The following is a 14308-nucleotide window of genomic DNA, read 5'->3' as shown; positions in this document are numbered from 1 at the left end:
CCGAGAAAACGAAATATTCCCTCAGCTATCATATGCTGTTTTTGAACAAAGCTTTGCCCACAGGCCGCTTATCAAACTAGCTGTGATGCCTTCGCGGCGACCAAGAAAGTATCCAATTCCTATGCGAGAGATCAGGGCTACAAAGAGAGAGGCCATCGCGGCACCCTCCATCCCAAATACAGGAACGAGGATAATATCAAGGCCAATGTTTCCGACTACAACAATTGAATAAATCCAGCCCGCGGTCACTTGGTGCCCTGTTAAAACCATCAACATTCCCAGATTTCCGGCAAGCGCGATCACGCATTGCGCCGATAGGAGCAGCAGAAGCGTCGCATATCCGCGGACGAAGTCGGGACCGAAAAGCGATAGTATCTCGCGTCCCCATAGAAACGAGAACAAGAGAGCGGAAATAGCCCAAAGAAAAGTGACTGCTGAAGTTTGATAAAGAAGTCTTTGAAGTTCGGCTCTCATGTTAAGCGTGATCAGTTCGGCCATGGTCGGCGACATGACGGAGCTGATCGAGGCGATCCCAAAGCCGACAATGAGTGAGATCCGCGATGCGGCGGAGAACACTCCGACGTCATCGATAGTTGAAAAATGCTTCAAGATGAGAATGTCGACCTGCCCTTGAAGAGACTGGGCGATAGCCATCAGACAGATGGGCAAGGCGGTACTCATCCATTGTCTGGAGCGGTACTCGCGCTGGCGTAAGCTTGCGTTCGCAGGAAGAGCGCGAAGCACCAATGAAGTCGTTACGGCGAGGACAGCGAACGCCGACACCGCATTGATTGCTAGAGCTTGATAAGACTGTTCGAGAGTGACCCCGGTGCCCATCAACGCGAGCATCGTTGCGAGAGAGAGCAAACTCCTGAGCGCNCGCGCCGGAATCGGCGAGTTCCGCAGAGACAAAGGATGCCTCAACCCACGAAGAATGCCTGCCTCGGCGACGGCAACGCTGCCAAAAACGACGATAAGGGCGGCAAGGAAAAATGACGTACGCTCGGCGCTGGAGACGTTAAGGACGGGGACAAGGACTATTAATGCTAAAGTGGTTGAAACGGCCACACTTGCTATGGAGACGCGGACAATGCTCCAACACACGATACCGGTGAGCAGTCCCCACTCGCGCTGCGCGGCATAGGTGGCCGCGTACTTCAGATTAACAACATTCGTGCCGAATATGGAGATGACTGAAAGCATTGCAGCGATCGACAGAACATAGCTGAACTGGCCATAGCCTTCCGCACCGATCTGCCGCGCCAGCAGCACATGGAAGCCAAAGGCGGCCGCTGCCCCGACTATTTTCACCCCCATCGTCAGCGCAGCGCCGCTGAGCACGTGTCTGAGACGAAGATCATTCAGCAAGGCTGTCAGCACTGGGTAGACCCCGAACGTCCGGGTGCAGCGCTTGTGTTGAGGGTTGCTCCCCACGCCCCTGGGTCCATGAACCGGTCGAGGGCGCGGCGCCCGCGTTCTCCAACCTCCCGGGCGGCGGCCGGGTGCTCCTCGATCCGCCGCAGCAACGCCGCGGCATGGGCGATGTCAGGCTCCATCCAGCGCGCTTCCGGATCGGCGTAGAACCCTTCCGGGTCTTCCACTGGCACCAGCCGGTGGTCGACGCAGAAGACCGTGTCTTCGGAGAGGAAATCGCCAGGGCCGGACCACAGCGGCGTAACCAGCGGCTTGCCGAGCATCAGCGCCTGCGCCAGCACCAGCCCGAAGCCCTCGGCCCGGTGCAGGGAGATGATCGCGTCGGCGCATGCCATCAACGACCAGATAGCGTCGTCGCTGAGCGTTTCGCCGTAGAGAAGGATGCGCGGATCCTGGCCGATGCGGGCCCCCAACTGCGACGCCCGTTCCGGTGCCCAGCCCTGGTCCGAGACCTTCAGGACCAGGCAGACGTCGTTCCGCTCGGGGAAANNCGCCTGCTGGAACGCCTGCACCGCACCGTCCAGGTTCTTGCGGGCCGTCCCCGACTTGATACTGCCGAACGCCATGACGATGAATGGATTCGGCGGCAGGCCGAAAGCCTGTCGATCGGCAGCGACCGCGGCGGGTGCGGGAATGATGTGCGGGATCACCCGCACCGGCTTCGCCGGCGCCGCCTCGGCGAACGCGGCGGCCGAAAACGACGACGGAGTCCAGATCTCGTCCACATCGCGCAGCCCGCGGCGATAGTCCTGCGGCAGACGCTCCAGTTCGTACACGGAGTAGCCGATGACATAGGCGTCGCGCACGAGACGGCGGGGCAGCGACGAGAGGGCGTAGCGGTACCGGTTGGGCATCAGCGCCAGCAGCAGGGTGACCCGCCCGGCCGGCGGCGGCGATTGTGGCACCTCAACCGGTACGTCCTCGGCAAAGAACAGGTTCGAGATGTCGTGGCCGTAGAACGGAATATGGTTCTGTTCGAGGAGATAAGCCAGATACCGCACCGTCGACCCCATGCTGCTGCTGCTTCGGAACAGTCCACACAGCACCAGCGTCTGCGGCGGCGACGCCGGAGGATGGCGCGTCGGGAACGTCAGGTCGATGCAGAGATCGAACGCGCGGCGCCGATAGCCGACCGGCAGCTTCCGCCACATCCGGTACGCCACTGCCAGTCCAGATGAAATCGCGGGGGCCTTCGTCTCGCTGATCACGACTGCTCCTCCGTCAGCGCGTAGTAGCGCCGGTAGCGCTTGTTGCAATAGCCGGCCTCGCCCTCCGTGTAATGGGCGAGGGTGGCATCATCGACCTTGTTGAAGACGACGCCGGCGACGCTGGCGCCCGCGGCGCGTAACGTATTCGTCGCGGTCTGCACGCTCTTCCGCGACGTCTCTCCCCAGGCGACGACCATGATCGCCACATCGGCGGTAGCGGCGATCACCTGGGCGTCGATCAGCACCGACACCGGCGGGCAGTCGATGACGATGATGTCGTAATGGAAGCGCAGGCCGTTGAGTCCCTGGGCGAACAGGGAAGACCGCGAGGTCACTGCTTCCGCATCCCGCTCGCACGAAAGGAGCCCGCGGGCGGGCAACACATCGACGCCGGGGAGGGCGTCATGCAGCACCACCTGGCCGATCGGTACCGCATCGAGGAGAATGTCGACGAGACCACGGTCCGCGTTCAGCCCCAGCTTTCTCGCCACGCCCGACATCCGAATGTCGGCATCGAGCAGCAGAACCCGGCGACCGGCCCGCGACTCCATGGTCGCGACGGCGATCGCCAGCGTGCTCTTGCCTTCCTCCGGCTCGGAAGAAACGATGGCCACCGCCTTCACGGCGGGTTCCTCGGCGGCGAGGCGGGAGCGGATCGCCCGGATCGCCTCGGCGGCGGCAGAGAACGGTGCCTTCGCAATGCTGAGCGGCAGGCCTTCGCCGCGGTGGCGGCGGCGAAGCTCCGGCACATAGGACAGGACGGGTATCTGCAGATCCGCGCGNATCTGGGCGCTCGACCGATAGGTCGTATCCAGCAATTCGGTGAGGAACGCGAGCAGAACGCCGAGCAGTGTTCCGCCCCCTGCCGCCAGGATCAGCAACAGCGCCTTCTTCGGTGCGACGGGCGTATCCGGAAAGATCGCCGCAGAAATGACGCTCGCCTGCGGCGATTGGGCGCCGGGCGCCTGCTCCGCCTGTTTCTCCATCGCCCCGGAGACGATCTTGTGCAGCATCTCGCGGTTGGCTTCGGCCTCCTGCTCGAGCGCCCGAAGTTCGACCGAGCGCACGTTGGCCTGGGCGAGATCCTGCTTCAGCTTGTTCAGATCGTCGGTGAGCAGCCCTTCCCGCTGTTTCGCCGCCGCCGCCTTGTTCTCCAGGCTGAGGACGACCTTGCCGACCTCCGACTTGATGTCCTGCTGCGCCCTGTCCAGCTTCGCCTGCAGCTGCAGGATGAGCGGATGCTGCGGGCCCAGCTCTCGCGACCGCTCCGCATAGTCGCGCTCGATCTCCAGCTGCTGCTCGCGCAGGCGGACATAGAGCTGGGAGTCGAGAATTTGCTGGGCGCCTGTCACGTCGCCGGCGGTGGCGATCAGCCGTTTGACCTGCGACAGATCGGCTTCCGCCTTCTTTCGCTCGCTCGAAGCGTCGATCAGATTGGTATTGAGCCGCGAAATCTGCTCGCTAATCAGCGCGACGCGCTCGCCTTCCAGCAGACCATGCGTGCCCCGATACTCCTCGGCGGCCTTATCGGCACGCTGCACCCTCTGCGCGAGATCTCGTGTCCGGTCGTCGAGCCAGGCGTTTGCCTTGCGGGCGGTCTCGAACTTCTGCTCCGTGCGCCAAGCGAGATAAATCTCGCCGACGGCATTCACCACCTTCCAGGCCGTTTCCGGAACTTCCGAGGTAAAGGAGACCGCAAGTACGCTGGAGCGATCGACGCGCTCAACCGTCAGCCTGTCAAGAAAAACCTGTGTTATGCGGTCAAGGTCGATCTGCTTCTGCAGCTCCGCGTCAATCGGGGTCGCTGGAGGCGGCGGGAAGACAGCGCTGCGAACTTCGGAGAGCCATCGCTGAACGAAATTCTGTTGAGGGTGAAACTCTGGGTCGCTCATGAGACCGAGCTGCTCGACAACGCGACGAGCCAGCTTGCGCGACTTCAAGATCTCTACCGCATCCTCAATACTCGTATCTTTTTCGATCTGCGCCGGACCTTGTTGATCCAAAACGACGAACGGGCCGGATTTACCCTCAACGACAATTTCAATGTCTGATCTGTAGCGCGGCTTTGCAGCCGTCACATAAATAAGCATTAACACCGTGCACAGGATAGCGACGGACGCAATAATAAACCTCCGTCTGCCAAGCGTCCGCAGGAGCTGGACCAAGTCGAGCGAATCGGGTTCGCCGCTGCTTTTCGACAGGTACATCAATTTATCCAAAAGTCCTGTTAGCCGAGGTGTTGATCAAGTATCACACCAACCACCTGTGCATAGCCAAGGAGATGAACCAGCCTTCGTGCCTTACACTTCGCGAACACAAGCAAAGCGCCCCTACCAACATGTCTTCACCGAGGCATTTCCCCTGGAAAAGATCTGGAAAGCGCGATCGTATCATTGGCTCGGGCGAGTTCTAGGGCCTCGCGCAGGATTTCCACTTCCAAGGTCATGCGACCAAGCATGAGTTCGAGGTCGCGCATCCGCTCGTTGTCCTTGAGTAGCACCGTTAGGCCAAACTGGAGAATATCGACGGTGTACCTTCGCCACAGCCTTCTCGGCTCGCAGATCAAACGGTGCAGCCATTCAGATCGTAGCCGGCGCATATACAGCGGTGCACGCTTCTGATTACCAGATAGAAAATCAAATAACGCGCCTACACCAACGATCACCGGGGCGACAAGTTCTGAGCCGTATCTTGCAATCCACAACTCCTGGACGGGATTGCCAAGCGCAACGAGAACAATGTCAGGTTCTGCCGCATTTATCTCATTTATCACCTCAGAGACATCGCTCCAGCACGAATACCCATCCCTGTATCCGCATATGTAAACGTGCTCTATCGAATTCAGTCTGGCGGCTGCTTGTCTGACGGAGTCGGGCCTCGCACCAAACAAGAAGACCTTAACTTTAACCCCACACTTCTCCAGTACGAATGGGACAAGGTCTGTTCCGTTCAGGTTTTCCGGAAACTTACGTGCATAAAGCAGGAGGCTGGCGATCTGCATGCCAACGCCATCATTTACAACAAAAAACCGCCGCAACGCCTCCTTGACGGCGGAGGACCTGTTTGCATAGTTGACTAAATTTGTATTGGCAAAAGCTAAATAAAGTTTCTTTCGACTCAGAACGCTATCCGAAACTTTGGAAACGACGTCAAAACGTGACGTTACGTGAACTCCTAGCCCCCGATCATGCGAACGGTCTGCATTACCTACCCCCATCCGACACAAATAAAGCAGAACTTTCGAGCTTTACCATACGCCTATGCGGCGTGAAGAGCGCGCAATGCCAGCGTCTGCGAGCGTTCAGCTAACAGCCGACGTTGCTTACAATAAGCCTGACTAATTTGTTCAGGTACAGAGTGTCACGGGTGCAGCACACAACTGCGCTGGCGCAGTACCGTGGCCAACGGTTCTCTGAAGTGCCTGATTTTACAGAAGTTTAACCATGCATCCCCCCGCGCTTGTACTTGATCCCACCCAGTTCTGAGATAGCCCCATCGCACGCGGCGTTGCAAGAAGTTTTTTGCTGCATCGCAAAAAGATCGAGAAGGCCTCGCCTACAGGTCGGCTTGTGTCGGCATCTCCAATGCGACCACTCAACAGAACTGCTTGGTTGGACAACGTGGTAGCCCGCCGCTGATAGCCCGTCTTATTCACGGCGGCGGGCGTAGTGAACTGGCGGATGTAGCGTAAGCGGTTGATGTGGCGTAGGATTCGGTTGCTGAAGCCAACCCTTCGACGACATCCTGGCCGGCCACATCCGCCATGACCGACGATACGACGCTGCCGTTCTCGTTTCCAGCCGTCGGACGCAAGAAGCTCACCGCCGCCTTCGACGGCGGCCGGATCAGCTCGGACGGCGGAGTTATGCTGCTGGCCGAAGTCGAGCGGCGGCTCGACATCGCCGGCAAGCTGGCGGCGGTGATCCCCGATCACCGCGATCCGGGCCGGACCGTGCACGCTCTCGCCGACATTCTGCGGGCGCGCATCTTCGCCATCGCCTGCGGCTGGGAGGACGCCGACGATCTCGACAGCCTGCGCTTCGATCCGGCGTCCAAGCTCGCCTGCGGCAGGTTGCCGGATAGCGGACGGGACCTGTGCTCGCAGCCGACCGTCTCGCGCTGGGAGAACGCCCCCGACCTGCGCAGCGTCATCCGGCTCGGCCGGGTCCTGCTCAATCTGTGGCTCGACAGCTATCCGGCGCCGCCCGCCGAATCGATACATCATGACCGCGACCGCAGAACCCGCCGCACCGCTCCCGGATCATCCGAACCACCCGTCATCGGCCGGCAACGTCGCCGCTCGTTCGCAAAGGCGCGATCGTCGCAGAAACAGCGGCGATCTCAGTCAATCCGGCAGGACCGTCACGATCGCCCGGCGGTCTTCCGAGACGCACGCGCAAACTGTGTCTGGCGCCGTCGTCGGCAAGTCGCAGACGCAGCGGTCGGTCGGTAACGACGAGGTCATCAAGGGCAGCAAAGGCGATCCCGCGTCCAGCACCATCAGGATTCTCGACCCGGATTTCGTATCGTGCCGTGCCATGGCGAAGCCGGATCGCAAAGCCCGGCCATGTCGCGGGGATGCACGGATCAAGCAGCAGGACATCTCCTTGCCGGCGCAGCCCGAGAATGCTCTCGATGCCGGCGCGTTGCAGCCAAGCGGCCGAACCGGTGTACCAGGTCCAGCCTCCGCGACCAGCATGTGGCGGTATCGCATAGACGTCGGCAGCGACGACGTAGGGTTCGACCTTGTAGCAATGCACGGAAGCACGGGTCGGGGCCCGATTGATAGGGTTGAGAAACGAGAACAGCCGGACGGCCTTGCCACCGTCGCCGAGCGCCGCGAACGCCATCACGGACCAGACGGCGGCATGCGTGTATTGACCGCCGTTCTCGCGGACGCCGGGTGGATAGCCCTTGATGTAGCCAGGGTCGAGCGGCGCCTTGTCGAACGGCGGCGCGAAGAGCAACGCCAGTCGGTTGCCCGGGCGGATCAGTTCGCGCTCGACCGCAGCCATGGCGCGAGCGGCTCGCTCAGGGGTCGCCGCGCCGGAAATCACCGCCCAGGACTGGGCAATCGCGTCGATCCGGCATTCGGTGTTCGTCGCCGATCCCAGTGGCGTTCCGTCATCGAACCAGGCACGCCGGTACCAGTCGCCGTCCCATGCCTCCCGCTCAAGGGCGGACTGCAACAGCGCGGCGTGCGCGCGCCATGTCGCGCTGCGGACCGGCTCCGCCCGGGCATCGGCCAGGCGGGCGAAAGCCGTCAGCGTCGCGTACAGGAACCAGCCGAGCCAGACGCTTTCGCCCTGGCCGGCTTCACCGACCCGGTTCATCCCGTCATTCCAGTCGCCGGTGCCGATCAGCGGCAACCTATGGCCGCCGAGTGCGAGGCTGAGATCCAGACCACGGGCGCAGTGCTCAAACAGCGTGGCGGTTGCGTCGGCGATCGTTGGTGTGAAGAAGTTTTCGTGCTCCCCCGCCGCCAGCCGCTGGCCCTCCAGGAAGGCGACCGTCTCATCGAGAACGTCGCGGTCGCCAACCGTGTCGACATAGTGGGCCACCGCGTAGGCGAGCCAGACCCGATCGTCGGAAATCCGCGTGCGCACGCCCTGGCCGGAGTGCGGCAGCCACCAGTGCTGAACGTCGCCATCGACGAACTGTCGCGCCGCCGCCCGCAGCAGATGCTGACGCGTCAGCACCGGACACGCGGTGGCGACGGCCATCCCGTCCTGCAACTGGTCACGGAATCCGTAGGCGCCGCTCGCCTGGTAGAAGGCGGAGCGGGCCCACAGCCGACAGGCGATCGTCTGGTAGAGAAGCCAGCCGTTGAGCATGAGATCTATCGGCCGGTCGGGCGTCTCAACGCGGACTGCGCCCAGGATGTTGTCCCAGTACTGGCCAACCCCGCTGCGCACGGCGTCGAGATCGGCGGCGCGATAGCGTGCGATCAGCCTCTGCGCGTCTTCGCTGCTCGCCGCCTGGCCGAGAAGGACGACGAGCTCGATGGTGCCGTTCGGGGGCAGTTCGACCGCGGTCCGCAACGCCGCGCACGGATCGAAACCGGCCCCGACCCTTCCTGAGAACGGCGACGCATGCGCCAACGCCGCCGGGCTCGCGAGCGTGCCATTGCGGCCGATGAACTCGCGGCGGTCGCCGGTCCAGTCGCGCGGACGATCGCCGATGTCGACGAAGGCGACGCGGGTCGCGAAGGTCGGGTTCCAAGGATTGCGCGCGAACATCGCACCGGTGGCGGAATCGATTTCGGTCATCACGAATGGTGCCGACGCGGTGCGCGACGCACCCAGTACCCATTCGACGTAGGCGGTCACCGAAAGATGCCGTGGGCGGCTCGACAAATTGCGCAGCACGAGGCGTGAGATCTTGAGCGGGTCGTCGAGCGGCACGTACTGGAGGAGATCGACGGACACGCCGTGGGCGGCATGCTCGAACCGGCTGTATCCCCAGCCGTGGTGCGCGATATAGGTCACCCCCTCGTTGCGGATCGGCAGTGCTGTCGCGCTCCACAGGTCGCCTGTGTCGTCGTCGCGCAGATAGAATGCCTCGCCGGGGTGGTCGGTCACCGGGTCGTTCGACCACGGGCTCAGTTGGTTCTCGCGACTGTTCGCCGACCAGGTGTAGCCGGCCCCTTCCGTCGAAACCTGAAACCCGAAGGCGGGGTTGGCGATGACGTTAATCCACGGCACCGGCGTGGACTGACCAGGGTCGAGAACCGTCACGTATTCCCGTCCGTCAACGGCGAAGCCACCAAGACCATTGAACAGCTCGAGATCCGGCAACGCCGGCGTCGCCTGCGGCCAGCTGCCGGAGGAAGGCCGCTTCGGCGCCGGGCGGGCAACCGCCTGCGCGTCCGACACTCGATCGAGCTGATCGGAGAGGCGGCCGCGCTGACCGACGAGGACAACCCGCGCGACCGACGAGAGAAGAGCGGGTGTCTCCATCGCCATCAGGTCGGCGCGAAGCATGAAGACCCCGCCCGACGGAGTCTCGATGCGAAGCTGTGGGCGCGACTGGCTGGTGCGGACCAGGGTCTCGATGGCGTTTTGCAGCTCCTGGACATAGGACGATGCGCGCTCATTGAGGATGACAAGGTCGACCGCAAGCTGCTTCATCCGCCAGTATTCATGCGCCTGCAGCAGCTGCCGGACGATATCGAGGTCTTCGGTTTCGGAGATGCGCAGGAGCACGATCGGCAGATCGCCGGAAATGCCATGCAGCCACAGCCTCGGTTGTCCGCCAGCGCCGCGCCGGATCGCGTCGGAAGAGGGGCGAAGCGCCGGTGCGGCAAAGAGCAGGTGACCGGCAAGTCGCTGGAACAACGCCGCTTCGCCCGGATCGATATCGAGGTGGTGCAGTTGCACCTGCGCTTGGGTCCAGGCGAACGTTGCCGCCCGCTCGAAGGCGGTGACGTCGTGATGCTTATCGACGAGGTCGAGAACCGCTTCGCGACTCGATGCCACCATCGTCCAGAAAGCGACGCGGACGATGGCTCCCGGAGCGACACGGATACGGTGGCGCAGGGCGAAGACCGGGTCGAGAACCGTGCCGACCGTGTTCGAGAGCGGCCGTCCGTCGATCATGGCGATCGGCATGCGGACGCTGCAGCCTCGGCCGATGAAACGCGCCCGGTCGGTCTCGATCTGCGGCTTGCCCACGGCGTCGGTATCGATGACGGCGAGGTGTGCCGCCCAGACCTCGGGCTCGTTCGGCGCGCGCCGACGCCGCGTCGCCAGGAGGACGCCCGCGTCGGCAAGGAACTCGGTCTCGACGAACAGCTTGGAAAAGGCCGGATGCGCTACATCGCTCGCCTGGGGCGCCAGCACCAGTTCGGCATAGGAGGTGATTTCGATCACCCGCATCCGGGGACCGGAGTTCGCGACCGAAACACGTCGAACCTCCGCAGCGTCTTCCGCCGAGACAAGCACCTCCATCGTCGTCGTCAGGGCGCCGTCGCGGCGGACGAATTCGGCGCGATCCTCTTTGAAGGTGACCTCGTAGGCGTCGGGTTGCACACCACTCGGCTGGAATCCCGCCGACCACACCTTTCCATCGCTGACGTCCCTGAGGAAGACGTACGAGCCCCAGTCGTCACAGGTCGCATCCTCACGCCAGCGGGTCACCGACAGATCCCGCCAGCGGCTGTAGCCCGAGCCGGCGGCGGTCAGCATCACCGCGTACTGACCATTCGAGAGCAGGTGAGTGGCGGGCGTCGTGCCGTGCGCGGTGGCGAAACGACGGCCGCCCGGCGGTTCGATCTCCAGGATCCTGGCGGTCGACCTCACGTCCACGTCTAGGGGCCGTACCACTGCGACGTCACGCGGCGTGCGCTCCTGCAGAAGCAGTTCGGTCGCCTGGACCATCGGCTCGGCATGGAACCGCCTGCGCATCAGGCCGTCGAGCAGCGCATTGGCAATGGCGACGATCGTCATGCCCTGGTGGTGCGCCATGAACGCCCGCACGATCGCCACGCTCTTGCCCTCCGGTACGCGGACCGGCGTGTAGTCGAGGGCCTCGTAGAAGCCGTAGCGGCCGCGCGCGCCGACGCCGGCGAGCCGCTCGAAGTTACGCACCGACGCCGACGGATTGACCATCGTCGCGAGCGCCGTTGCATACGGCGCGACCACGGCGCTTTCGCCGAGGCCACGCTTCAGCCCGAGGCCGGGGACACCGAAGTTCATATACTGGTAGGTGAATTCCAGGTCCCGTGCATTGTAGGCGGATTCCGATATGCCCCACGGGACGTTGAGCGTCGTCCCGTAGTCGATCTGGCGTCGGACGATCAACCGGCTGGTTCGCTCGATGAGGCTCCCAGCCGGTGCGCGCATAACCAGCGACGGCATCAGATATTCGAACATCGATCCCGACCAGGAGATCAGCGCGGCGCCGTAGGCGACCGGCGTGACGGTGCGGCCGAGACGGAACCAATGGCGAGCCGGTAGGTCGCCCTTGGCGATGGCAATGAAGCTTGCGAGCCGCGCCTCGGAGGCGAGGAGATCGTAGCAGTTCGCGTCCAGCGTACCGTCGGACACCCGGTAGCCGATGGAGAGCAATTTGCGTTCGTGATTGAACAGGAAATCAAACTTCATCGCCAGCGCCGTCGCCCGCGCGGTCTGCTCCAGGAGCAGGAGACGGGTCGCTGCAGCGGCAGCAGCACCTACCGGCTGAGCGAAATCACGGCAATGGCTTTCAATCGTACGCCGGGTCGCGGTCGCCCAGAACAGCATGTCGACGCCGATATGATCACCCCGCTCGCTTGCCAGCGCGCGTGCGATGTCGATCATCGTCTCGGCCTGCGCAGAAAGCGTCGTGAGCCGTTCGGCGATCTCCTCGCCGTTCATGGGCAGCCGCGCAATGCCCGCCGCCAGAACAGTAAGTGCGTCGTCGAGTTGCTGCCACGTCACCGTCTGCGTTCGGCGGCCGTCGTCCAGACGAGCCGCCTCTTCACGCGCGAGGGCGAGCGCGTCGGCGATGCCGGCGAACCGTCGAGGATCCGTGAGGGGGAGACGGCGCCACTCCTGCAACGCATTGGCAAATGCGATCAGGTGCCCGGCAAGGTTGCCGCTGTCGACCGAGGAGATATATCGGGGGTCGAGCGGCCGCAGGTCGCGCGTACCGTACCAGTTGTAGAAATGGCCGTGGAAGCGTTCGAGACGCTTCATCGTCGCAAGTGTCGCCTCCAACCGCTCGACCGCTTCGGTCGTTCCGATCCACCCGAAGTCACGGGCAGTCACTGCCGACAGGAGATAGAGGCCGATATTGGTCGGCGAGGTCCGATGCGCGAGCACCGGGCGCGGGTCCTCCTGGAAATTGTCCGGCGGCAGCATGTGATCGGCCGAGGTCACGAAACTCTCGAAGAATCGCCAGGTCCGGCGTGCCGTCAGCCGCAAAGCGCCAGCATCGGCGTCGGATATCACCAGCCGGCCAGCGACGCGGGGAGGCAGACTGGCCCAGCGAGCAATAGCCGGAGAGGCGATCCAGAGGACCGCGAATGCGGCCGCGAGGGGCCACGTCCCATGCTTGGCGAGCACGGCGACGACGAGCGCCAGACCGCCGATGAGCAACGCGCTGGCCATCCGTCGGTAGAACCCGGCGAGATCAAGCCGGGGACCGAGCGACGCCTGCGCCGCGGTCACCCACTCGAGGAGGTGCTGGCGGGTGACGAACAGCCGAATCAGGATTCGCCCGATCGCATCGCCCATCAGCCATGCCTGATGGGCGAGAAAGACGACCTGCAAGCCCGATTGCGTCAGAGCGAGTCTGATATCGCCGCCCAGGGCACGCAAGTGACTTTCTAGCGTCGTCCCGGCACGGTGCGGCACGATCGCGCCGATCACCGGGATCAGGGTCGGCAGCAAGATCGTCGCGAGCACGAAGGCGGTCCAGAGGAGTGCATCATTGAACGGCAACGCCAACCCGCCCAGCAGGGCGAGGACGGCGGCCGGTGCTGAGAGCGTCCGCCGCAGGTTGTCGATCATTTTCCAGCGACCAATCGCCGGGATCGCGGTGCGTACCCGCCCCGCCGGCGTCGCTGGTCCGCGTCCCAGTATCCAGGGCAGGAGCTGCCAGTCGCCGCGCGCCCAGCGATGGTGACGCAGCGCATCGACATCGTAGCGGGCGGGAAACTCCTCGACGACCTCGATGTCGGTTGCGAGACCGGCGCGGGCAAACATGCCCTCGAACAGATCGTGGCTGAGAAGCGTCGAGTCCGGCACGCGGTCGGCGAGCGCGGCCTCGAAGGCGTCGACGTCGTAGATCCCCTTGCCGATGTAGGAGCCCTCATCGAACAGGTCCTGGTAGACGTCGGAAACGGCGCCGGCATAGGGATCGATGCCGCTCATGCTGGAGAAGGTACGTTGGAATAGCGAGCCCTCACGCCCGACCGGCAGCGACGGCGTTACCCGTGGCTGAATCACCGCATGGCCTTCGACGACCCTGCCGGCCGTCACATCGAAGCGTGGTCGGTTGAGTGGATGCGCCATCTTGCCGATGAGCCGGTGCACCGCGTCGCGCGGCAGCTTGGTGTCCGCATCGAGCGTCACGACAAAGCGCACATCTGCCGGCACGGCAGGGGGCAGGCCGTCGCGGCCGAGGAAGGTGGTGTCGGTCGCGCCACGCAACAGCCGGTTCAATTCGTGCAGCTTGCCACGTTTGCGCTCCCACCCGAGCCAACGCGCTTCGCCCTCGTTCCAGACCCGCCGGCGATGGAGCAAATGGAAGCGATCGCCGCCGGGGGCGTGGCCGTGGCGCTGGTTGAGCCGGGCGATGCCCCTTGCTGCGACGGCCAGAAGCGCTGCGTCACCCGCGACCCCTTCGGTTTCGGCATCGAGCCAGTCGGAGAGCAGGGCGAAATGCAGGTCGCCTTCCGGGCTCGCCAGGTAATGCACCTCCAGGCGCTCGATTTGCTCCTCGATCGCCTCCGGCGTGGTCAAGAGCGTCGGTACTGCGACGAGCGTGCGGAATTGTGCGGGGATGCCGTCACGAAGTTCCATGGCCGGCAGGAGCGTCGCGCCGAAGCCAGTTGTCGCCGCGCGGTTCACCAGGGCGATCGCCACATCGACGGCCGGTATCGCTCCCAAAACGCCAAGCAGGCAGATCCATGCACCGCCGAGCCCTCTCGCGGCGAGAGCGAACAGCGGGCACGCCATGAG

4 protein-coding genes and 2 pseudogenes are annotated in these 14308 nt (G+C 63.6%); 1 reads left to right on the top strand and 5 read right to left on the bottom strand.

Going from position 1 to position 14308, the window contains the following annotated elements; genetic code table 11:
• Positions 1-21: 21 nt before the first annotated feature.
• The 4 genes and pseudogenes from HQ394_RS07170 to HQ394_RS07155 all read right to left on the bottom strand — a co-directional run.
• Positions 22-1341, bottom strand: coding sequence for an oligosaccharide flippase family protein (locus HQ394_RS07170; RefSeq protein ID WP_456151554.1), 1320 nt, complete (start codon positions 1339-1341; stop codon positions 22-24).
• A 32-nt stretch (positions 1342-1373) separates the two neighbouring features.
• Positions 1374-2288, bottom strand: a complete 915-nt coding sequence (locus HQ394_RS07165; protein ID WP_456151553.1) for a glycosyltransferase — start codon at positions 2286-2288, stop codon at positions 1374-1376.
• A 350-nt stretch (positions 2289-2638) separates the two neighbouring features.
• On the bottom strand, positions 2639-4849 hold the full coding sequence (locus HQ394_RS07160) for a GumC family protein (RefSeq protein WP_190262675.1): 2211 nt from the start codon (positions 4847-4849) through the stop codon (positions 2639-2641).
• A gap of 329 nt (positions 4850-5178) precedes the next feature.
• A pseudogene (locus HQ394_RS07155) lies at positions 5179-5859 on the bottom strand (WecB/TagA/CpsF family glycosyltransferase); the annotation flags it as partial.
• A 546-nt stretch (positions 5860-6405) separates the two neighbouring features.
• Between HQ394_RS07155 and HQ394_RS07150 the strand changes: the two are divergent.
• Positions 6406-6849, top strand: a pseudogene (locus HQ394_RS07150) (transposase); the annotation flags it as partial.
• Between the two features lie 70 nt (positions 6850-6919).
• Here the strand turns inward: HQ394_RS07150 and HQ394_RS21450 are convergent.
• Positions 6920-11746 carry a GH36-type glycosyl hydrolase domain-containing protein gene (locus tag HQ394_RS21450; protein ID WP_456151552.1) on the bottom strand — a complete coding sequence of 1609 codons (4827 nt, stop codon included), beginning with the start codon at positions 11744-11746 and terminating at the stop codon, positions 6920-6922.
• Positions 11747-14308: the final 2562 nt, after the last annotated feature.

Source organism: Defluviicoccus vanus, from assembly GCF_014672695.1.
In the GTDB taxonomy this organism is placed as follows: Bacteria; Pseudomonadota; Alphaproteobacteria; order Rhodospirillales; family Defluviicoccaceae; genus Defluviicoccus; species Defluviicoccus vanus.
Note: the sequence above shows the minus strand (reverse complement) of the source record. Positions and strands in the feature narration are given on the sequence as shown.

Excerpts from the sequence above, each read along its gene's own strand:
- HQ394_RS21450 (WP_456151552.1), bottom strand. The coding sequence starts at position 11,746 with ATGAAGTTTGATTTCCTGTTCAATCACGAACGCAAATTGCTCTCCATC.